The sequence below is a fragment of the Dickeya fangzhongdai genome, assembly GCF_002812485.1.
Taxonomy (GTDB): domain Bacteria; phylum Pseudomonadota; class Gammaproteobacteria; order Enterobacterales; family Enterobacteriaceae; genus Dickeya; species Dickeya fangzhongdai.
In genome coordinates this window covers 133,161-154,246 of the sequence record NZ_CP025003.1, presented here as the reverse complement: position 1 = coordinate 154,246, position 21,086 = coordinate 133,161, and the positions used below count along the sequence as shown (strand labels likewise).

Sequence of the window (21,086 nt, the reverse complement as noted above, 5' to 3'; positions counted from 1 at the left end):
TGCGGCGAACAAAATTTCTCCGCCTGAATGAACCGCACCAGCATGGTGCAGAGCAGGTTCCATTTCAGAAAATCATTCTTCTTTCAATCCAGTATCGGTACTTTCTTCCATGTCAGATTCGCCCATGTCAGACAAGCCGCTTGTACATAATCTCCCTGTCTTCGATGGCCACAACGACGTGCTGTCACGCCTGTGGCGACTTCATCGCGATAATCCGACCGATGCCTTTCTGAACGGGCCGTCGCAGGGTCATATTGACCTGCCCCGGATCCGGCAGGGCGGATTCGCCGGCGGCCTGTTCGCCACCTACGTTCCCTCGAACCAGAGTGATGCAACATCCATACCAGATGGCAACGTTTTATTAACCACCCCGTCCATGGCGCAGGCGCGCGACGTCAGCTTCTGGATGCTCGCCACCCTACTGCGCCTTGAAGCGGCATCCGCCGGGCAACTGCGGGTGTGCCGCAGTGCGGCCGATATCCGTCGCTGCATGGCGGACGGCGTAGTGGCGGCGGTGATGCACATCGAAGGCGCCGAGATGCTGGATGCCGACCTGGAGCTGCTGGATATTCTCTACGCCGCCGGGCTGCGCAGCCTGGGGCCGCTGTGGAGCCGGCCGAATATCTTTGGTCAGGGAGTGCCGTTCCGTTTCCCTTCCTCGCCCGACACCGGCGATGGCCTGACCGATGCCGGGCTACGGCTGGTGCGCGCCTGCAACGCCAAACGCATTCTGGTGGACCTCTCCCACATGGATGAAAAAGGCTTCTGGCAGACGGCGGCGGTTTCCGACGCGCCGCTGGTAGCCAGCCACTCCAACGCCCACGCGCTGTGCGCCCAGTCGCGCAACCTCACCGACCGCCAGCTGGCGGCTATCCGCGAGCGCGACGGCTTTGTCGGCGTCAATTTCGGTACCTCCTTCCTGCGTGCCGACGGCCAGAAAGACCCGTCCGCCACGGTGCAGGAGATCGTGCGTCATGTGGAGTATCTGCTGGAAAAACTGGGCGAAAATGGCGTCGGCTTCGGTTCCGATCTGGACGGCACCACCATCCCGGGCGACCTCAAAGATGTGGCGGGTTTCCCCATTTTGGTGCAGGCGCTGGCCGATCGCGGCTACTCACGCACCCTGTTGGAGAAAATCTGTTACGGCAACTGGCTGCGGGTGCTGGAAGCCACCTGGGGCGAATAGCCAACGGACGCGGCCTGCCGCCATTCGGCCGCGTTTTTCAGTAACATGGCGTGAATCTTGCTTGTTTCTGCGTTGGATCGTGCTCCATCGGGCCGGTCGGGCACACATCACACAACAGGACTCAGGTTATGCGTTTACGCCACATCGAAGTCTTTCAGGCGATCGTTCAGGCCGGCACCATCAGCGGCGCGGCGCGGTTACTCAACGTTTCCCAGCCCAACGTCAGCCGGGTGCTGAATCACGCCGAACAGCAACTGGGTTTCGCGCTGTTCGAACGCCGTTCGCAAGGATTGGTGCCAACGGTGGAAGGGCAACGGCTGATGCCGGAAATCGAACAGCTTTACAGCCAATTACAGAGTATTTCCCGCCTGACCGAACAGATCCGCAAAGGCCAGCGCGAGGCGGTGCGGCTCGGTGCGGCGCACGCCTTTGGCCAGATGATTGTCGCCCCGGCGATGGTGGAGTTTCAGCAACAGGCGCCGCTGGTGAATATGGAGCTGGTCACCGAGCATTTCAGCACCCTGTGTCAGAATATTCAGCAGCATCAGCTCGACCTGGCGCTGGTGTTCGGCCAACAGGTGCCGCCGGATTTGCTGGCCGAGCCGCTGTGCCAGTCGCGGATGGTGGCGATTCTGCCGAAAGACAGCCCGCAACAGGGGCCGGTATCGCTGGAATGGCTGTGCCACAACAACCTGCTGATGATGCAGCAGCAGGACCCGCTGGGCCAGGTGGTGCACCGCGCGCTGCGCGATCGTCGCCTCAAACCGGCGGCTTCGCTGTACATCAAGACCTACTCGGTGATCGCCGATATGGTGCTGGCGGGCGGCGGCACCGGCATCGTCGACCTGTTCACCGCGCGCCGTTATGCCGATCAGCTCAAAATCGTGCCCATCAGCCAGCCGCTGCCGTTTGAGGTGATGCTGATCAGCCGCCGCGACATCCCGCAATCCCGCGAGATCCTGCAGCTCAAACAGGTGCTGAAAAGCAAGTGCCGCGAACTCGCCAGCCAGTGTCTGCCGCTGCTGGAAGCGGCATAACCGCCGCCGTACGCTTTCGGCCATCGCGTGGTTTGGCCGGAAGCCGTGATTTGTCAGTCCGTTACCGCTGTCGCTTTTGGCAAACCGCCCGTTATAATTACCCCATCACTTCTTAACAGGTATGCACCGATGATTCGTAGCATGACCGCTTACGCCCGGCGAGAAATCAAGGGTGACTGGGGTAGCGCCGCCTGGGAGCTTCGCTCCGTAAACCAGCGTTATCTGGAAACCTACATCCGTTTACCCGAGCAGTTCCGCAGCTTAGAGCCGGTAATCCGCGAACGCATCCGCAACCGCCTGACCCGCGGCAAAATCGAGTGCGGCCTGCGTTTTGAGCTGGACCCGCGCGCACAAGGGCAACTCATCCTCAACGAGCAACTGGCCAAACAGCTGGTGACGGCGGCGAACTGGGTGAAAATGCAGAGCGACGAAGGCGAGGTCAACCCGCTCGACATCCTGCGCTGGCCGGGGGTGATGTCGGCGCAGGAGCAGGATCTGGACGCCATCAGCGCCGAACTGATGCAGGCGCTGGAAGCCGCGCTGGACGACTTCATCCTCGCCCGCGAAAGCGAAGGCAACGCGCTCAAGGCGCTGATTGAACAGCGGCTGGTGGGCGTCAGCGCCGAAGTCGCCAAGGTTCGCGCCCACATGCCGAACATTCTGCAATGGCAGCGGGAAAAACTGCAAAGCAAGCTGGATGAAGCGCAGGTGCAACTCGACGGCAACCGGCTGGAGCAGGAGCTGGTGCTGCTGGCGCAGCGCATCGACGTAGCCGAAGAACTCGACCGGCTGGAAGCCCACGTGCGGGAAACCTACAAAATCCTCAACAAGCAGGAAGCCGTCGGCCGCCGTCTGGACTTCATGATGCAGGAATTCAACCGCGAATCGAACACGCTGGGTTCCAAATCCATCAACGCCGACGTCACCGCCTCCGCCATCGAACTGAAAGTGCTGATTGAGCAGATGCGGGAGCAGATTCAGAATATCGAGTGATTTCTGTACTGCGCTACCGACTATTACAACGCCCTGTTTTCAGGGCGTTTTTGCTGCTTACTATACTCCGTTTTCCGCCTGATCGCATCGACGCTAAACAGCAATGTCGACCATAACTACGATAATCGTAGTATCTCACTCAAGCAAAAACTACGATTCTCGTAGTCATGAAATCAAGACCAAACTACCATGACGTTTTCTGTCAACGACTTAAGCAAGCCCGGCTCGCGAAAGGCCTCTCACAAAAAAAACTCGGCATCGCTGCCGGGATCGATGAATTTGTGGCAAGCCCCCGTATTAACCGTTATGAAAAGGGCGTGCACGAAGCCAGCATTGACACCGCTCAACAACTCGCGGACGCGCTCGACGTCCCGCTGGCATTCTTCTACACCGCTGATGATGAACTGGCAGAATTGATGCTGGCGTTTTTGGGGCTGTCACCAGAGAAACGGGCAGAGATTTTGGCGTTAGTGAAAACGGTTGGGTAGTAAATCAGCGCTCAGTTTTTCTACACTGACAGGGATAGAATCACACTTATCACCAGCTATTCAGGAACCCCAGCCCATACCGCAATCATCTGGCATGATGTGCGGATAAAGCGTATGTTACCGTCTGCATTCAGGAAGAAACCGTTTACGATCAGGCCGATCGCTCTGACGGTGCAAGGGAGAACAGGATGGACACGCGTTATCCGATACGGAAAGCGGATGGCAAGGATTACGACAGTCTGGATACGTTACTGAACGTCTTGCGGAATGAACCGGACGGCTGGTGGCTGGCTAGCAGTAACCGACAGTGGCATGGCGGCATCCACATCAGCCGTCGTAGCGCCCCGGAATCAGTGCTGACCTCGGCGAACGCCGACAGAGCGGTTCCACTTCAGTGTATCGCCAACGGGGAAGTGGCGGCATGGCGCATCAACAAAAACTACTGCACCGCGCCGTATGACAAATATCAGTTGCGCTATTCCAGCACGTTTTTGCTGGTGCGTTCGGAACATCAACCGAATCCGGACGACCAGAGCACCTGGCTGACGTTTTACACGCTGTATATGCACCTCGCCCCAGTTTCTGCTTACCCAACGCTGACGAATTGTTATCGTGTCAAACCCAATATAAATAACTTATCGACAAGCGAATACAATGGCCGGGAAATCAGCGGGCAAAAATTGCCTAAAGTGGGAAATATCACACTCAAAGAAAATGATTTACTGGTGGTTTCAAAACAGGAAACATTCAAAATAGGGCACGAAACTACTAACGGTGTTTTCGGGTTGGCCCAACTCCTGAAAGATGGGAGTGTGAGTGAAAAAAAATTCTGGGTTTCCCTGGAGGATCGATTTGTCGAGCCGGTTACCCCTCGCTATCACCGTATGCCGGAATGGATGACTAAAGCTGTTGAGCATGGGGAATATAATGCGGTGGTCATCCCCGGAGAGAAACTGACGATCAACGCCGGAGACGCGATCGGTTTTTTAGCAGAAGATAACTCCCCCGCCAAATCCGGTTCTGGTGGTGTGGATATAGACTTTTATTCGCACATTGAAGTCATCAGTGTCGATACCAATATGCCCGGTTTTCTCTCTAATCCCAAACAGATTAAAACCGGCCGAGCCTTTGTGAAGATAAAAGCAGGAAAGCCGTTATATCAGAAATCCGGTGAAGGTGACGAAACAACATTTACGCCAACAAATACGGTGACCAAAAGTACGGATGACGGAAGAATTCTGCCTCGTGATAAAGCCAGCCCGATAGATGCTCAGGGAGCAACGTGGTTTCAAATTGCGCCGGATAACTGGGTGAAAGGCCAGGATGTGGACGTGTTGAGCCAACATGATTTGTCTGAACTTGGCTTTATTACGCTGGAAGAAGCCTCGACGGAGGATTTCGGTTCTCTGCTAAAAGAAAATTTTCTCAAAGGCATTTTTGACTGGGTATCAAAATCCCTGCGGGGAGATACCGAGTTCGAAGGCCAACAGGGATCCGAGACGTATAAGAAGCTGGTGAAAGTCATAGACCAGAACAATGACGGGAATTTATCACAGTACGAACTGGCTGCATTTGAAAAACGTATCTTCGAAAATTTACATTCCGGAGAAAATAACGTACCAGACCTGGTGCGTCGGCTGATAGTCAAACATGATAGCGAATGGTTTGGCGACAGCAAACATAAACACTGGCAATCTTTCCTTAACAACGACAGTTACCCTGAAATGATGCCGTATCTGAAAAAGTGGCGGGATGATATGGCGTGGATGAGTGAGGTTCCCGAGTTTAAATCGGGCAAACCTGTTTGGCATTTTCATCCGGTGGAGTTTTTGGATTATATTAGTTCAACAGATGGACCAATAACAATTAACATGGTATTAGCAGCAAATCTTGGAATGAATAAAAATCAATGTGATATTGTTCTACCATATATGAACAAATATGCAATTAGATATAAAATTAATGATGATGTTGAAATTGCACATTTTCTTTCTCAAATTGGCCATGAAAGTCAATTTAAACCGTTAGAAGAAGGACTTTCATATAGTGCAAAAAGAATGAGAGAGTTTTTCGGATGCAAAGAGGGAAAGTATGATGACTCTCGTGATGAATGTGTAATCGGGCGATTACGAGAAAAATTGTGGACTCATGAGACGTACTATGCAAGAAATCCAGTAAATCTTGGAAACTATGTTTATGCTAAACGATTAGGAAATGGTAGTGAAGATAGCGGTGACGGATATAAATATAGAGGAAGGGGAATGATACAGTTAACTGGAAAAGATAATTATCGTGATTTCACGATTCAACATAATGCGAACAATCCTGATGACATGAGAGATTTTGTCAATAACCCTGACTTACTTACAGAAATTGAATATGCGGTAGAATCAGCTTTCTTTTTCTGGTGTAATAAAATAGATAAGAATGGTAAGTCATTAAGAGATATTGCAAAAACAGGCAGTGTTTTGGATGTCACATTAGTAGTAAATGGCGGAAAGAATGGCTATAACGACAGAGATGAACGACATTCCAGAGTATCAAAAGCAATAAAGGAGGGGAAATGAAAACAATATCCGTTTTTTTATTATTTTTTATTTCATTTTTTTCTTTTGCATCAGATATTATTCAAGGACCATTTCATCTAGATAATGATTCAGACATTTCATTCCAAAGAAAAGATGAAAATGTTTTATTTATTAAAAGTGAAAAGAACCGACTGGATATCATAGATACTTATGAACCCGAGGGAGAAAAAGCTCAAATTGAAACAGTTTTCTTTACAAAGTTAGAAAAAATAAGAAATGTCATCGTCATTATTTCATGGAAACAATATCACCCTAGCCTTGGAATTGATGGGGTTTTATATGAGATCAAAGGCTATAGCTATATAAAAGGTAGACTAAAAATCAATGAAAGTCTATTAAAAGATAATAACCTATCAGGTTTTGATGGGGTGAAAAGTGATAATCACTTTGTATATAAATACAAAAACGCCGAGACAATAAAGGAATACTTGAAGAAAAATCATTAGAAATATAATTTATTATGAGGACATATAAGATGAGTTATAACATAAATAAAAGACGCATAAGATTCCGCATCATAATAATATTGTTATTTCTTTATGCACCTCATGGTTTTTCCGCTTTTTCTGAAAAGCAAAATAGTGAATTGATAAAAATAAACACCAAAGCAAAAAACGATAAAGTTATTGTTATAAAAAAAATTAGATAAATCTATCAAAAAAGCCATTGAAGACAACCCAGAAAAAGCAAATTTAATTATAGACCTGAAAAAATCATGAGATTTAACAATTGAAAAAAATGCTGATTTGAGACTTTCGAGCCTAAAGGAATTGACGCAGAAATAGCTGAAGTAAACAATTTTCTCGTCAGAAATTATCTGGATGAAATGAAATACTTTGACGATATACTTCCATAGTTTATCGATAAGGTATGAAGAAGTCCTAGTAAACACCAGTATAGATATGCTAATTTTCAACGGACGTTAATCATGAAAATAAAAACAACATGCTTGTTATCTTTACTAATAGTCCATGCAGCAATAGCTGACGAATCTAAAATTACTTACGGCTATGATAAAAGTAAAGGAGAAATTTATGCGATGAGTGGAACAGAAAAGGGATTCTTTAGTTTTGAAGAAGACTATACCGGTAACCCTGCTGTTTCATTTGGATCCTTTAATAATCAACCATCAATTATTGTTTCAGCCCGTTCTTTGCATGATTATACCGCGTATATGACATTGCAATTTAAAAATGGTAAATTTTATACAGACTGCCTATATATTGATATAAAGAGTAAAAAAACGGTATTGCTTCGAAAGAAGGCTTGTGCGGGTTAAACATGCCAGTTTCGGATGATTACATGGATCTTATTGAAAAAGAGATTAATGATGTATCAAATAATATTGATACGGTAGATACATCCTATTTTTTAAATGGAAAAACAACTTACATCCCATTAATTCTATTTCGCGGGAAAGATAGTTTAATTTATAAGATTTATAAAAATAAAAGCGCCATGCTAAGCGATGATTATCAAATATTACTCACAGACAAGAATGGGCAATGTCGTTCATACAATAAAAATACTTGGCTGAAATATAACACCAAAGCAGCAGACAACGCTCATATCAAAGCAGAAATAAATAAAGATGATAAAACATCATTAAAACTCATCACGGTAGAAGATGGAAAAAGATCTAACGATTGTGAAAAATACCCAACATTTAAGATAAAATCAGAAAAGTCTTTTTTCTACGATGAAAATAAAATCCCCAAAAAGTCTTATCTAATAAAGGGGGATGATATTACTTTACTGTCAACTCAAGATGATGATAAATGGTGTCAAGTCAGATATGTTTCAGAAAAGAACAAAAAGACAGAGGGTAATATTCTCTGCTCAGCACTAACATTGTAGAATGTTACACTTCTATAAGAATAATTAGCAAGCCATAGGGAGAATAAGATGAAATCAGCCACATCAAAGAGAACTATTTTAATCTTATTATTTCTTACTTCATTCAAAACATTTGCAAATGAAAATTTATGCAGTAAAGATTATTGCGATGGCTTTACTGTTCCCCGTAACATCAGAAACATGATTAACAATGGTTATGGAAAGACAACATTAGTAATAATTATTGGAAGAAAATACCTGATTGCAACAACAAATAGTGATATTAATAAGTGCTCACTTGTCTTTTTAATAAAAGATAATGAAATAAAGGAAAAACCTGTTCTTCCAGAAAAGAATCCAATATGTAATTACTCTATCAATAAAAACAATGTGATTAGCTCATGGAAGGATGAAGGAAAATGGAATGAAGACATTTATCAGGTCTCAGATGAAAAATGGACGCTGATGTTTCGTGATGCATGCGTAGGCTGCGGTATAGTTAAACGCACCTATTTTAAAGAAGGTGTAGCTACCGAAACGGCACTCCTAAAAGATGAAAGTATCTATACGGAAAGAGCGCCAATTTTTGGCACCGTATCGGTAGAGAAAACCGTATTGTTAAACTCACCAATAATGACAGACCGGAAAAATTCATACCTGATTGCTGGCGATCATTTTAAGCTGCTAGATATGAGCGATAACGGCGAATTTTATAAAATAAGCTATCAAATGAAATCAGGTAAGAGCTTAACAGCATGGATTAACTCTGATGATTTCTCATTAGATGAGAAGTAACCTGATATTATCCATCGACTCAAGCCTGTCTACGATTAAATGTCACTATTTTCTATATAGATGACAATATGATAGTCCCTGATACCACCTGTATCAGGGATTTTATTTAATCAACTATCGACTCCATCGGGGTGGAGGGGTTATATTTTTCATGATATCCGAAAAAGAGATCAACGGATCGCGTCTTTTTACCGCCGCTTCCACACAATGTTGTACCGGAGATTGATAGGGCGTATCACCAATAATCACATTGCCGCTGCCTGAAACAATCAGACCGCCGCAGTCAATATCATCACCAATCCGCGCGGCGGATTTCCCATTAACCAATACCGTAGCGGATCCTGACGATATTTTTCTACCATGCACGCCATGAGGCGCCTGGGGACAAGGGCATCCGTGCATCTGAACCGTATCGCCAACCCGCGCCGCCGGCAGACCATTAATCAATACGTCGGAACTGCCTTCTATTATCGGGGTATCTGGAAAGCACTCATGTCCGCTTCCAATATCATTTAAGCGAGCCGCTCCTGGCATACCACTCTCCTTACTTCATTTGATTGAATAATATCCAATCTAAAATGCGGTCCAACATATCGGTTCGGTCATAGTATTCCCTTTGGCAGCACGAGCAAATATTTCCCGTCGGATTAACTGACTTTGTATAGTCCAGTGAATAAAGCAATGATATATTAGTCAGCGCATTATTTTTTCAAACGATAAATACTGCTGAAGCTGACATTTGCTCCACCACATTCGCCATTATCTTCAACGATCAAATTACCGTTAATTAGCTGCATCACACCGCTACATTCAAACTCTTCACGCGTATCACCCCATTGAAGCGTATTACCGTTCGGTGTCGCCGAGGCAGAAATGCTACCGATATGAACAATCGATTCACCATAACCGGATACCCCACCATTCCAGGTGGCATTACCTTTTATATGAAGCGTGCTATTTTTCCCGCGGGTAATATTTATCTTACTGTAACCATCACTCCACGAACCGATCCAGGCATTGACTCCAACCGTTTCGATAGCCTGTTTTTCAAGATAAGTCGATTGCAGCCAGCCGACAAATTCAGACTTCCGGCCAAAATACCACACACAAGACCAGCCGCTTTTTTCCTGCGCCACTATCACGCCGTCACCATTAATCAGATAGGCTTTCTGCTGGCAAAGCGCCTGATTCTCCGGGCATCCTTTGTCACTGTCATCATCGTAAAAATGCACTTTAGCGCCATTAGGCGCGTTGATTCTGGCGACAGAATATTGGCCGGGATAACCGGGAAACGCGCCATTGCGGCACATCGTCATGTCATAATCACTTCTCGCAAAACATGAAAATGAGACACATGAAAACAAAATAATCGCCATTCCTTTCATTACCCGGTTCTCCTTGTTAAAAATATTACCAGTACAACACGAACTTATCGCTCTTTGAATCAATAATATCACAGGAGAAGCTTGTGCTGATTTATAACGTATTTGGCAGAATTATCGGCGTAAAACGACACCAACAACAGTGGCAGGTATTCCGCATCGATCTAAATGAACGAAAGCACTCTCCGCTTCACGGCGTTGTTATACCAGACGATGCGACGGAAGAGGAAATCCCTGTCTGGCTGGACGATATATTTCACGAAGCCGCCAGCGATAAATATCCCCAGGTATTCCGGATTGAATAGTATCCGTCAGTCATGCACACGGCATAAAAAAACCGGGCGCAAGCCCGGTTAAAAGAGGTATCAAGACAGACACAAAGGGAGGGTTATCAATGATGTCAGGGATGGGAGAGGGGTACGCTCCCCTGCCTCATTGATTGATTTTATTTGAACAGAACAGCGTTGCCGTGCAGCGTGTCGTCACCCTGAACGGACGTGATCTGGAACGTTTTTGCACCGGCGGCATCCGCTTTGGCGGCCAGTTTAGCCTGCAGGCTATCAAGCGTGTTGGCACTGGCGGAGATGCTGCCGATTTCCTGACCCTGCGGGTACTGGATTTCCGTTGCAGCAAAAGCGCCGACAGACAGTGTGCTCAGTGCGATGGCGGTAAAGACAGTTTTCATATTCATGATTGCTTCCTTTTTTACGTTTTCGTTGTTGATGATGTTCGTAAATGACAAGTCAATTATCACTATAGTAACTATACCCCACTTCACAAAAAGTGCGATCCATATCACACTCTTATGTCATGAATATGAAAAAACAAGGCATTCAACGGATTACCAACTTTCACTATCACGAACTTTTTTAGATGGGTCGGCAGGCGCATTCTGGCGGTATCACGAAGAAGTCTGCGCAGGAAAACCATCCAGCAAAATCATCCAGCTTATGAAATACGCCGGGAAGTGAATGAAATCAGCGGGATACGCATGAGCATGCAGGATGAGCCGGCGAAAAAAGTAAAACGCCACACGCGCCAGCCGTCAGACCAGACACGTGTGGCGAGGAGTTCAAACCCCGTCAGGCAGCCGTCGCCGGCGCCGTCCTATCAGGGATGGCTCCACATGGACGGATAACTTTCGCCATTGCCGTTCACGGTGACGACCCGGTAGTAGTAGCCGCCGGTCGGTGCTTTTGAGCTGTCGCTGTAGGCGTTGGCGGTAACGGTGGCGACCGTCTGGTAATCACCGTTTTCACTGGCGGCACGCAGTATTTTGTAGCGCTCGGCGCCGGATGCCGCCGTCCAGGATAGCCCGGTTACATCGTTGCTGCGCTGCGCTTTCAGGTACAGCGGCGTGCCGGGTACCGGTTTGGCATCACGGGTTCCATCCAGATAGAGCACCACGCTGGCGCGCGGCCCCACGGTCACAGCGCCCGATTGCGTTCGCTGTGACACCAGGTCTTCCGCCGCGTTGAAGCCAACCGGCGTTTTCAGCGCATAACTGTTGCTGACACTGGCGTTAATCCCCATCAGATAGCGGCCGAAGCGCAAGGCGTAAAAATCGGCCTTACCCCGGAACGGATCGTCGCCGGACGCATCGGCCGGCACCGGCCCCAGCGGCAGCAGCTCTCCGGCATAGGCGTTGCCCGGCGGATTAGGCGGCGTGTAAGGAGTCTTCTCCGGCATATCGATCAGGTTGGGGCGCGCATACACCGCGGCGGATCGGAAGATCGGCGTGGTTTCCAGTATGCCGTATTGGTCATAGCCGGAAGTACTGAAGTGGAAACGCGCCAGACCGTTGATGCCCGTCCCCGCCTTGGCCTGCCAGTAAGCGCTCAGCCACAGGCGTTCGTCCCCTTTTTTGATCGCCGCGATGGCGTTCTCTTCATCCACCCAGGCAAAGTCAGGCTGTCCATCGGTCATCGGCAGGCGCACACCGTTGTCGCTCGCCGTTTTGACCGTCCGATAATCGGCGAACACGTCCAACGCCTCAAATGCGGACTCCGAACCGGCCAGGTTGGCGAAGAACTGATTGTCTTCCAGCATTTGTCTGGCGTAACCAATAAGCGCCGCGTCCTTGCTGGCGGCGGCGACACGCAACGCTTTGGCGCGTTCATTGGTATTCACCGCGTCGGCATAAGCGATGTAGCCGGCGAAGTTGCCGTCGCTTTCATGCGCACCGCGCCAGGCCAGCAGGCCAATCGCTTCCATCGAACGGTAGTTGGCGCCATTGCTGATTTCAATCGCCGGGCGGCGGAACGGCGCACGCGCTTTGGTCATTTTCACCATCTGCGTGCGGAAATCCTCATTACCGGTAACCCGGTAGAATTCGGCAAGATATGACTGCACTTCGCCGTAACCTGCGCCAACATAGCCCCACTCACGGGTCTGGCCTTTATCGGTGACCTGATAATAGCTGCCGCCAAACGGTTTCCAACCGCCATCATCCGGCAGGCCATTACCATTACTGTCCGCCTTATCATCGCCGCTCCAGGGTAAGAGTCCGACGGCTTCCTTAATATAGCGCTGCGCGGTTTCCTCCGGGAAAGCGCGCGAATCTTTCAACACCAACATACCTTTGTTGGCGAAATAGATACTGGTATTGGCAATCAGGTTCTGGTTGCTCAATCTAAGACGATTTTGCAATCGGCCGTATTCACGGCTGGCAAACAGCATATCGGCCCAGGCGGCGCGGCGCGTTTTCTTGCCGGCAGCGCCATAGCTGACAGAGGCATTGAGAATATCGCCAGTCAGCTGATCTCGCAGGTAATAGATCGCCTGTCCCTGCGAGCCAAAACTCCCGCCCCAGTTTTTCACTGTATTGTTGTCGTCATAGTACTGCGCGGCGTAAGCATCCAGCGCGGCGACAACCTGGCTCACCACCGTCGGGTTCTGATAACTGCTCAGTTCCGCAACGGAATAGGCGCGGGCAAGATAGCGCAAATCGCCGCCGGAGAGATTCGCCGTTGTCGGCGCCTTGCCAAGCAGGCTGGCGATTCGGTTATTGATGGCGACGCGGAACGAGCCATTCGCGCCCAGAATCTCATCGCCCGGAGCAGGACGGGTGGTGACCGCCGGCGCACTGCCCTGCCTTTCGCCCGAAACGTCGAGGAACGGATCGACATGGGTATAAGCCCGGTAAATTCCGCGACTCGGCACGTTCATCGCATATTGATACGGATTGCTGGCATCCGGACCGCCGCTGCCGAACGGATAGAGACGGCCAGTGGAAACGATTTTCAGGGTAACGGTGCTGCTGCCTTTGGTCATCGCGTAAGGCAGTAAGGTAGTCGAATAGAAGAAACGCCCGGGCAACGGTTTACTCCAGTGGGTCACGCTGAGTGGCATATAGTCGCCCTCATGACGGTAGCCGACCTGATATTCCACACCATCTTTGACGATGTACAGATAAAGGCGGCCGGTATCATAGTTGCCGTCATCCTCTCCCCACAGTTTGACGGAAACGTAGTTACGGCGCAGCGGATCCACCCGCAGGGTAACCGTCAGACTACCGCCATAAACGCCTGCCGGGCTGAGCGGCAGTAATCTGCGGGCAGATTCGCCCAGCCCGCCGGAGAGTGTCTGGCTGTTGTTTTTTACCAGGCTATGACTTTTCTCCGACGCGCTGTCGCCAAACGAAACCTGATCAATCGTCCCCACTGCAATCGCCGCGGCCGATGACGAAGCGGCCCCTGAACCCGAACTTTCCGCGGCAACGGCCGCATGGCTTACCGTTGTGGCCGCCAGCGCCAGCGCAACCAGCCACGCCTGTCTGAACGTTGTGTTTTTCTGCATATGTCAGTCCCTTTTTTTCAGTTTGCTATCATCCGTGCAGCCATATCAGATGGCAGTGACGGAACCTACATCATTACCACGCTATTATTTCCATTAATTAATCACAACTTCTCGTCGCTATTGATACTTTTTCTGTATCGTCCTCTCGCCGATCGTCTAAATACCCCAAGCCGCCTTCCATTCAGATGGAAACAGCAGGCCGGAAAACCGGGATTACGGCACATCATTTCCCACGGCCGAACTCGCATCGGTATTGATGACAGCCCTGCCCGCCAATTAATCTTATCGCCGCTCTATGCCTGAAAAACACCGACCAGATGGCACGTGACCGTTAACCACATCGGACCACCGCTAAGTCCAGGCGACTTTATCACGGCAACAAGGAGGGAGATTGTCCGGCTGGCAGATGCCACAATGAGGATAGAAAAGGAAATAATATGTCAACTAATGAAAATAAACTTTCCTTAAATGGACGCAAATAATCACGCTGGAAAAGCAAGCGGTAAAAACGTTAACATATATCCCCACCAGGTGAGTTTTTGCGTAAAAAGACATAAAAGTGATGACAGGGGGAAATATGTTAGAAATATTTGATGTGAGTTTTAGCTTAATGTCAAATAACAAGCTGGACGAGGTGTTTACACTACGCAAAGAGACATTTAAGGACCGTCTGGACTGGACCGTCAACTGTATTAACGGGATGGAATTTGACGAGTACGATAATGAACACACGACCTACTTGTTAGGCGTCAAGGAAGGAAAAATCATTTGCAGTGTCAGATTTATAGAAATGAAATATCCCAACATGATTACTGGCACGTTTTTCTCTTATTTCGACGGTCTCAACATCCCCGAAGGAAATTACATTGAGTCCAGCCGGTTTTTCGTCGACCGTGACCGAGTGAGAAATTTGATTGGCACCCGTAACCCAGCTTGCCTGACGTTATTTCTTGCCATGATCAATTACGCCAGAAAATGCCATTATGACGGGATACTCACGATTGTCAGCCACCCGATGCTGACCTTGTTAAAACGTTCAGGCTGGCGCATTTCCATCATTCAGCAGGGGTTGTCGGAAAAGCAGGAGAAAATTTATCTGCTGCACCTGCCCACAGACGATGAGAGCCGATACGCGCTGATCGAACGCATTACACAGATAACAACGGCCGAATCCGAGCAGCTTAAGACCTTGCCTTTGCTGGTCCCACTGGCTTGATCAGATTCATTTCAACGCCGAGCCTGATCGCATGCTTGGCATTCAGCACACCCAGTTTTTTTACAACGTTGCCGATATGAAATTTTACTGTACTGGTGGTGATACCAAGAATAAGCGCAATCTCCTGATAGGTTTTCCCCATGCTTGCCCAGTAGAGAATTTCGTTTTCTCTTTGTGAGAAAAGATCGGCTTCCTGCGACTTGCTGTTGTTTCTGTTTCTGCTCATCTCTCGGTAAAGAGAGGTGAGTTTCTCATGAGCTGAAATCAACAGCATTTGCAATTTATCTTTATTATTCTGAATAATTTCTTCCAGTTCTTCGCTGCGATGCTCTTCAATCATAAAAGACAAGGCGGCCAAATTGTTGCCCGGGTCGTGCAACACAAAGGTATAGCCATTAACAATGTCGTATTCTTTGGAGAGATTGAATATTCTGGAAAATTTCAACTTTGAACTGATGACCAGATCATCATCCCAGGAAAAAGGAGAAATCTTATTGATGGCGGTCAGGATTACCGGGTCAATATGCTGATAATTGTTATTTCTGTAAATATCAACCCATTCCGTCGGATAGTTGGAGATGATCACAACATCCGTCGGTTTCTTCTTGTTCATGATCAAATAGGCGTACTTGGGGTCGCCATAGCTTTTTAACTTTCTGTTAAGATAGGTTTGTATTGTGCTATTGATGAAGTCAACGTTAGAGAATGATATAGACATCCAACTCTCCCAAAATCGCGTGCGACAGCCCAGCCTGACCATAACGGCACGAAAGTATAGTATCAACCTATACCTAAGTCTAACTATCTTTCCCTGTACAAAATCCTTAGAATTTTCAAAAAATAACATCAAGTACCAAAATAAAAACATCTGATCCGCTTTAAAGATCGGAAAGCCAAATTGGCGCACACCAGGGAAATATCTGTTAGTTTATTAATTCTCTACCCTAAATAATTCGAGTTGCAGGAAGGCGGCAACCGAGTAAATCCCCAGGAGCTTACATAAGTAAGTGACTGGGGTGAGTGACAAATTGGCGTAAGCCGATTTGAACGCTGCTGGCAGCGGCCCCGAAGGGGCGAGGCCCATGAAATGGGCCGAGTAACGCAGCCAACACACCTGCAACTTGAAGTATGACGGGTATATGCCCTAAATAATTCGGGCGGCAGAAAGGCGGCAACCCAGTGAATCACCGGAAACTGGCATGAGTCAGCGACGGGGATGAATGCAGGCGGTCACCTCTCTGTAATCCGGAGTATGGCAGGCAATAATGCTATATTGTTAGCCCTTCTCTCTCTTGTTATCCCACAAGGCTTGCAGGAGAGAGAAAGGTCATTTTCTCCCTCTCTATTATTTTCGCTCTGTATCCCGATATTGCCCAATTCTCCCTTCAGCCTGTCTGTGACGGAATGCCGACCGCATCCTGTTATATCCCGCACGCGCTCCCCGCAGAATATCGATGATGGAAACATTCGGACAAAAAACGCGATAACGTAGCTATCAGAATAAATTATGCCGATTTTACCGCCGATCTGACGACATTAATCCTTTCATATCAGCGAGCGTGCAATTTCAAACAAAACGCCTGAATAACGCTGGTTATACTCCCGTCAAAGAGACAGATAAGGGGAGTAGAATGGATTATCCGGTAATGACTCATCATGATGATGACACCTTGCATACCCTCCTGCGTGACAAACTCACCGCGATTGGCGTCGATAAAGGCCGTATTGCCGAGATCTTTCAGGGAGCCCCCCTGTTCGGCGAAGAAGGGCGTCTGGACTCCATCAACATCGTCACCCTGATTGCCGTACTCAGCGACCACTGCGAAGCGGCCTACAACCTGAGCGGCGATCTGTTCGACCTGACGAACGACCGCGTTTTTGATGCCTTCCAGAATCTGACCAGTCTGACGCGCTTCCTGCGCGAGCGGCTTCATCATGGCTGACCCCGCCCATCCCGTTGCCCGTTCCGAGGCTGACTCGCTGTTCGCCAACGGCTATATAGAAGAGGTGCCTGTCGCCGATATTGCCGACCGCATCGGTACGCCTTTCTATGTTTATAGCGCCCGTCAGTTGCGCGGCCAGTTCCAGCAACTCCGCCAGCAACTGCCAACCGGAACCGCGATTTACTATTCTCTGAAAGCCAATCCCAATCTTTCGGTGGTCAGCGTGCTGGCGGAACAAGGAGCGGGATGTGAGGTCTGCTCGCCTGCCGAGCTGAAAACCGCGCTGGCGGCGGGCGTCTCGCCGCAGCACATCCTGTATGTCGGGCCGGGCAAATCCCTGCCTGCGCTGAAATTCGCTATTGACTGCGGCATCCGGGCGATTGTGGTGGAATCGGTAGCAGAGCTGGATAACCTCAACCGGCTGGCCGCGCAGGCCAATACCGTGCAGACGGTGGCGCTGCGCATCAATCCGGATTTCAGCAGCGAACACGCCCGGCTGGTGATGAGCGGCAAACCCACCCAGTTCGGCATGACGCTGGATACCCTGCATACCGTGCTGACCAGCCTGCACCGTTGGCCCTCGGTTTCTCTGCGCGGTTTTCATGTTTATCTGGGCACCCGGATCCTCAATGCCCAGTCTATCGCCGACAACACCCGAAATATCCTGCAACTGGCGCTAAATCTGCGCGATACGCACCAGTTAACGCTGGATTTTGTCGATGTCGGCGGCGGTTTCGGCGTCCCCTATTTTGCGAAGGAAACGCCGTTGGATCTGCCGGCGTTAACCGAGGCCATCGCGTCAATCGTGGCGGACTTCCGCCGCCAGGCCGCCGCCACGCAGATCATCATCGAACTGGGGCGTTATCTGGTAGCGGAAGCCGGCCTGTTCGTCACCCGGGTCAACACCCTGAAAACCGCCGGCGGGAAAACGTTCGCTATCTGCGATGGCGGCGCTAATTGCCACAGTGCGGCGGCCGGCCTGAACAGCATGCTGCGCAAAAACTTTCCGTTGTTGCGGCTGGGCGACAATCTGGAGCGGCCGTTGCAGCCTTATCAGGTCAGCGGGCCGCTTTGCACGCCCACCGATCTGCTGGGCGACAATGTGCTGCTGCCGACGCTGGCGGTCGACGATCTGATCGGCATCACCCACTCCGGCGCTTACGGGCTGACCGCGTCGCCGGGCTCGTTCCTTAGCTTCGGTTACCCGGCGGAAGTGATGGTGGACGGTCGCCGCCTGACCCTGATTCGCCAGCCGGAAACCACCGAGCAGTTGCTGGCCCGGCAACAGCCGGTCGAGATCTGGCGCGGGGATACGCCATGACGTTGTGTATCCAGCCGGATGACCTGGTATGGCGCGCTTTTGCGCCCGAGAACGAGGCCGCGTTACTGGCCCCGCATCCCAGTCAGGCATTGATGGCGGATTATCTGCGTGCTTTTTTCCGTTCCCACGACGAACCGCAGGAGCCGGACGACGCCCTGCTGACCCGTTGGCTCAACGGCCGTCATACTTTTACCGCGATGATGCAGGCGCTGCTGCCCGAATTGCAGGCGCGTCATACGCTGCAACAGCTTGATCTGGTGATGTTCGCCCACTGGACGCCGGACAGCGATCTCGGCTGCGCGGTATCCAACGCGTTGATCCACGCCTGCGACGCCCGACAGGCGTTCGGGCTGTCGGTGTCGGATCGCGGGCTGGCGGCGCCGTTGTTCGCGCTAAGCGCCATCGACGACTATCTGACCAGTGATGAAAACCGGCGCGAGGCGTTGCTGATGATCGCCGATCAGGATCTGGCGCCTTATCCCAGCGAGCGGCTGGCGCAGTTGCGTCCCCAAAAGAACTGTTGCCTGATGCGAATAGAAAAACGTCCGCCCCATCAGGCCAGCGGGCTGATATTTGAAGGGTATTATCGCCAGCCTTACGCCGAAAACGGCGACCCGATCGACACCATGCGGCAATTGCTTTCGCGCCTGCCCACGGCAGACACGCTGACGCTGCTGGGCAACCCGTCGCTGGCGGCGGCGTTGCAGGGCGCGTTCCCCGAACACCAGACTGCGGCCGTGGCGGAATCGTTACTGTGCGCCGCTCCGTTCGTCTACCTGAAACACCATGCGCAGCCGGGCCGGCGTTATCTGCTGGCGGTGCCGGAATCGCGTCACCTTACCGCCGGTGTGTTGCGCTACCAACCTTGCCACGACGGGCCGTTCACCCGCCCTTCCCGTACCTGATAAGGATGCTCCATGACCAATATTACCCACCTGACCACCTGGCTTGACCGGGCAGCCAAAGAAGCCGTCAACAAAACCGCGGTCATCGACACCGACCGCGAGGTCAGCTGGTTTATGCTGCGCCTGCAGGCCCGGCAATTGGCGGACCACCTGCGTGAAAACGGAGTGGAAAAAGGCGACCGGGTGATCGTCTGCATGCCGAATTCACTGACGTTCGTACTCTATTTCTGGGCGTTGCAGTATCTGGGGGCGATCTTTATTCCGCTGAATCCGGACACCAAAGCCGGCAAACTGAGCTGGCTGGTGGACAACGCCGGTTGCCGGTTGCTGATTGCCGATCGCGCCCTGAAAGAGGAAATCGGCATCGCTCAGGCCAGCGAGCATTGGCAGCAATACAATCGCCACACCCGCGTCTGCTTCAGCAACGATATAGCGGCTGTGCTGGCGGAAGAACCGTACCGCATCTCCGTTGAACGCGACCGGCAGGTGGCGGGCATCGATCTCGATCTGGCCTGCATCATCTACACATCCGGCTCTACCGGCCATCCTAAAGGGGTGATGCTTAGCCGGCGCAATATGATTACCGCCGCCGGTTCAGTGGCCAGCTACCTGCAACTGCGCGGTGACGACCGCATCATGTCGATGATCCCAATGAGCTTCGATTACGGCCTGTACCAGGTGATTATGTCGGCGCTGGCGCAGTGTACGCTGATCGTGGAGCCGGATTTCCGGCGTCCGCTGCTGTCGTTGCAGCGCATGGTCACCCTGCGCGCCACCGTATTGCCGATCGTGCCGACCATGCTGCGGCTGATCGCGCCGCTGGCGTCCCGCTATAACTTCGGCGCCATCCGCACCGTGACCAACACCGCCGCCGCGCTGCATGCCGGTGATATCGATCAGTTGCATACCATCTTTCCGCAGGCGCGCATCTACTCGATGTACGGGCTGACCGAGTGCCACCGCTGCACCTACCTGCCACCGGAATACCTCGCCACCCATCCACAGAGCGTCGGCATCGCTATTCCCAACACCGAACTATGGGTGGTGGACGACAACGGCCAGCGCCATACCCGCAACGCCACCGGCGAACTGGTGATCCGCGGCGCGACCGTCATGTGCGGCTACTGGCGCAATGAAGAGAAGAGCGCCGAAAAGCTGCGCCCCGGCCTGCTGCCGGGCGAGCGGGTGCTGTACACCGGCGATATCTGTCGGCTGGATGAGCAGGGGCTGCTCTATTTTGTCGGCCGCCGGGACGAAATGCTGAAAAGCTGCGGCGAAAAAGTGTCGCCGAAAGAGGTGGAAGCGGTGCTCAACCGCCATCCGCAGGTGGTACAGGCGGTGGTGCTCGGCGTGCCGCACCCGATTTACGGCGACGAAATCATCGCCTGCGTGGTGACTCGCGGCGACCTCAATGAAAAGGCGCTGTCGCGCTGGAGCAAAACCCAGATGGAGTCGCACATGGTGCCGCGCCGCTTCCGGCTGATGTCGCAGTTGCCCCTAAACCATAACGGCAAAATCAACCGTTCGCTGCTGCAGGAACAACTGACGGCGGACGCAACGGCTCAGGTTTGCCCGCAACCCGGCCTGATGGAGTAACG

Annotated in this window: 19 protein-coding genes and 1 pseudogene; 15 read left to right on the top strand and 5 right to left on the bottom strand. The window is 50.9% G+C overall.

Annotated elements, in window-relative coordinates; genetic code table 11:
• Positions 1-109: 109 nt before the first annotated feature.
• The 9 genes from CVE23_RS00680 (at position 110) to CVE23_RS00640 (ending at position 8,923) form a co-directional block, all read left to right on the top strand.
• Positions 110-1,186, top strand: a complete 1,077-nt coding sequence (locus CVE23_RS00680; protein ID WP_100848670.1) for a dipeptidase — start codon at positions 110-112, stop codon at positions 1,184-1,186.
• Between the two features lie 128 nt (positions 1,187-1,314).
• A complete protein-coding gene (locus tag CVE23_RS00675) occupies positions 1,315-2,223 on the top strand; it encodes a LysR family transcriptional regulator (protein ID WP_038920586.1) in 909 nt (302 codons plus the stop codon).
• A 129-nt stretch (positions 2,224-2,352) separates the two neighbouring features.
• Positions 2,353-3,216, top strand: a complete 864-nt coding sequence (locus tag CVE23_RS00670; protein ID WP_038920587.1) for a YicC/YloC family endoribonuclease — start codon at positions 2,353-2,355, stop codon at positions 3,214-3,216.
• Positions 3,217-3,383: 167 nt separating this feature from the next.
• Complete coding sequence (locus CVE23_RS00665) at positions 3,384-3,704, top strand: helix-turn-helix domain-containing protein (protein ID WP_038920589.1); 321 nt, start codon at positions 3,384-3,386, stop codon at positions 3,702-3,704.
• Positions 3,705-3,892: 188 nt separating this feature from the next.
• Positions 3,893-6,271, top strand: coding sequence for a glycoside hydrolase family 19 protein (locus tag CVE23_RS00660; RefSeq protein ID WP_100848669.1), 2,379 nt, complete (start codon positions 3,893-3,895; stop codon positions 6,269-6,271).
• The gene (locus tag CVE23_RS00655; RefSeq protein WP_100848668.1) at positions 6,268-6,738 is read left to right on the top strand and encodes a hypothetical protein; all 471 of its coding nucleotides are present in this window, start codon (positions 6,268-6,270) and stop codon (positions 6,736-6,738) included. The genes CVE23_RS00660 and CVE23_RS00655 overlap by 4 nt, the downstream gene beginning before the upstream one ends.
• Before the next feature lie 482 nt (positions 6,739-7,220).
• Positions 7,221-7,571, top strand: a complete 351-nt coding sequence (locus CVE23_RS22580) for a hypothetical protein (protein ID WP_145958389.1) — start codon at positions 7,221-7,223, stop codon at positions 7,569-7,571.
• 23 nt (positions 7,572-7,594) lie between these two features.
• The gene (locus tag CVE23_RS00645) at positions 7,595-8,149 is read left to right on the top strand and encodes a hypothetical protein (protein ID WP_145958388.1); all 555 of its coding nucleotides are present in this window, start codon (positions 7,595-7,597) and stop codon (positions 8,147-8,149) included.
• A 48-nt stretch (positions 8,150-8,197) separates the two neighbouring features.
• Positions 8,198-8,923, top strand: a complete 726-nt coding sequence (locus tag CVE23_RS00640) for a hypothetical protein (protein ID WP_145958387.1) — start codon at positions 8,198-8,200, stop codon at positions 8,921-8,923.
• 150 nt (positions 8,924-9,073) lie between these two features.
• On the opposite strand, the pseudogene CVE23_RS00635 reads toward CVE23_RS00640, so the two are convergent.
• Both CVE23_RS00635 and CVE23_RS00630 read right to left on the bottom strand, forming a co-directional pair.
• A pseudogene (locus CVE23_RS00635) lies at positions 9,074-9,457 on the bottom strand (type VI secretion system PAAR protein); the annotation flags it as partial.
• A gap of 167 nt (positions 9,458-9,624) precedes the next feature.
• Positions 9,625-10,308 (bottom strand): hypothetical protein, encoded by a 684-nt coding sequence (locus CVE23_RS00630; protein ID WP_038920591.1) that lies wholly within the window; start codon positions 10,306-10,308, stop codon positions 9,625-9,627.
• 83 nt (positions 10,309-10,391) lie between these two features.
• Here CVE23_RS00630 and CVE23_RS00625 point away from each other — a divergent pair, with 83 nt between their 5' ends.
• Positions 10,392-10,610 carry a DUF7661 family protein gene (locus CVE23_RS00625; RefSeq protein WP_038920592.1) on the top strand — a complete coding sequence of 73 codons (219 nt, stop codon included), beginning with the start codon at positions 10,392-10,394 and terminating at the stop codon, positions 10,608-10,610.
• 140 nt (positions 10,611-10,750) lie between these two features.
• Here CVE23_RS00625 and bhsA read toward each other — a convergent pair whose 3' ends face one another.
• On the bottom strand, positions 10,751-10,996 hold the full coding sequence (gene bhsA / locus CVE23_RS00620; protein WP_049842698.1) for a multiple stress resistance protein BhsA: 246 nt from the start codon (positions 10,994-10,996) through the stop codon (positions 10,751-10,753).
• A gap of 419 nt (positions 10,997-11,415) precedes the next feature.
• On the bottom strand, positions 11,416-14,103 hold the full coding sequence (locus tag CVE23_RS00615; protein WP_225622628.1) for a fibronectin type III domain-containing protein: 2,688 nt from the start codon (positions 14,101-14,103) through the stop codon (positions 11,416-11,418).
• Between the two features lie 577 nt (positions 14,104-14,680).
• Here CVE23_RS00615 and CVE23_RS00610 point away from each other — a divergent pair.
• The gene (locus CVE23_RS00610) at positions 14,681-15,319 is read left to right on the top strand and encodes an acyl-homoserine-lactone synthase (protein WP_038663597.1); all 639 of its coding nucleotides are present in this window, start codon (positions 14,681-14,683) and stop codon (positions 15,317-15,319) included.
• Here CVE23_RS00610 and CVE23_RS00605 read toward each other — a convergent pair.
• The gene (locus tag CVE23_RS00605) at positions 15,285-16,037 is read right to left on the bottom strand and encodes a helix-turn-helix transcriptional regulator (protein WP_038921165.1); all 753 of its coding nucleotides are present in this window, start codon (positions 16,035-16,037) and stop codon (positions 15,285-15,287) included. The two genes, CVE23_RS00610 and CVE23_RS00605, sit on opposite strands and share 35 nt — an antisense overlap.
• 913 nt (positions 16,038-16,950) lie before the next feature.
• Between CVE23_RS00605 and CVE23_RS00595 the strand changes: the two genes are divergently transcribed.
• The 4 genes from CVE23_RS00595 to CVE23_RS00580 are packed head-to-tail and all read left to right on the top strand — an operon-like array spanning position 16,951 to position 21,084.
• On the top strand, positions 16,951-17,262 hold the full coding sequence (locus tag CVE23_RS00595) for a hypothetical protein (protein WP_038920593.1): 312 nt from the start codon (positions 16,951-16,953) through the stop codon (positions 17,260-17,262).
• Positions 17,255-18,583 (top strand): diaminopimelate decarboxylase, encoded by a 1,329-nt coding sequence (gene lysA, locus CVE23_RS00590; protein WP_038920594.1) that lies wholly within the window; start codon positions 17,255-17,257, stop codon positions 18,581-18,583. Before CVE23_RS00595 ends, lysA begins: the two co-directional genes overlap by 8 nt.
• Positions 18,580-19,488 carry a hypothetical protein gene (locus CVE23_RS00585; protein ID WP_100848663.1) on the top strand — a complete coding sequence of 303 codons (909 nt, stop codon included), beginning with the start codon at positions 18,580-18,582 and terminating at the stop codon, positions 19,486-19,488. The genes lysA and CVE23_RS00585 overlap by 4 nt, the downstream gene beginning before the upstream one ends.
• Positions 19,489-19,500: 12 nt before the next feature.
• Complete coding sequence (locus CVE23_RS00580; protein ID WP_100848662.1) at positions 19,501-21,084, top strand: class I adenylate-forming enzyme family protein; 1,584 nt, start codon at positions 19,501-19,503, stop codon at positions 21,082-21,084.
• Positions 21,085-21,086: the final 2 nt, after the last annotated feature.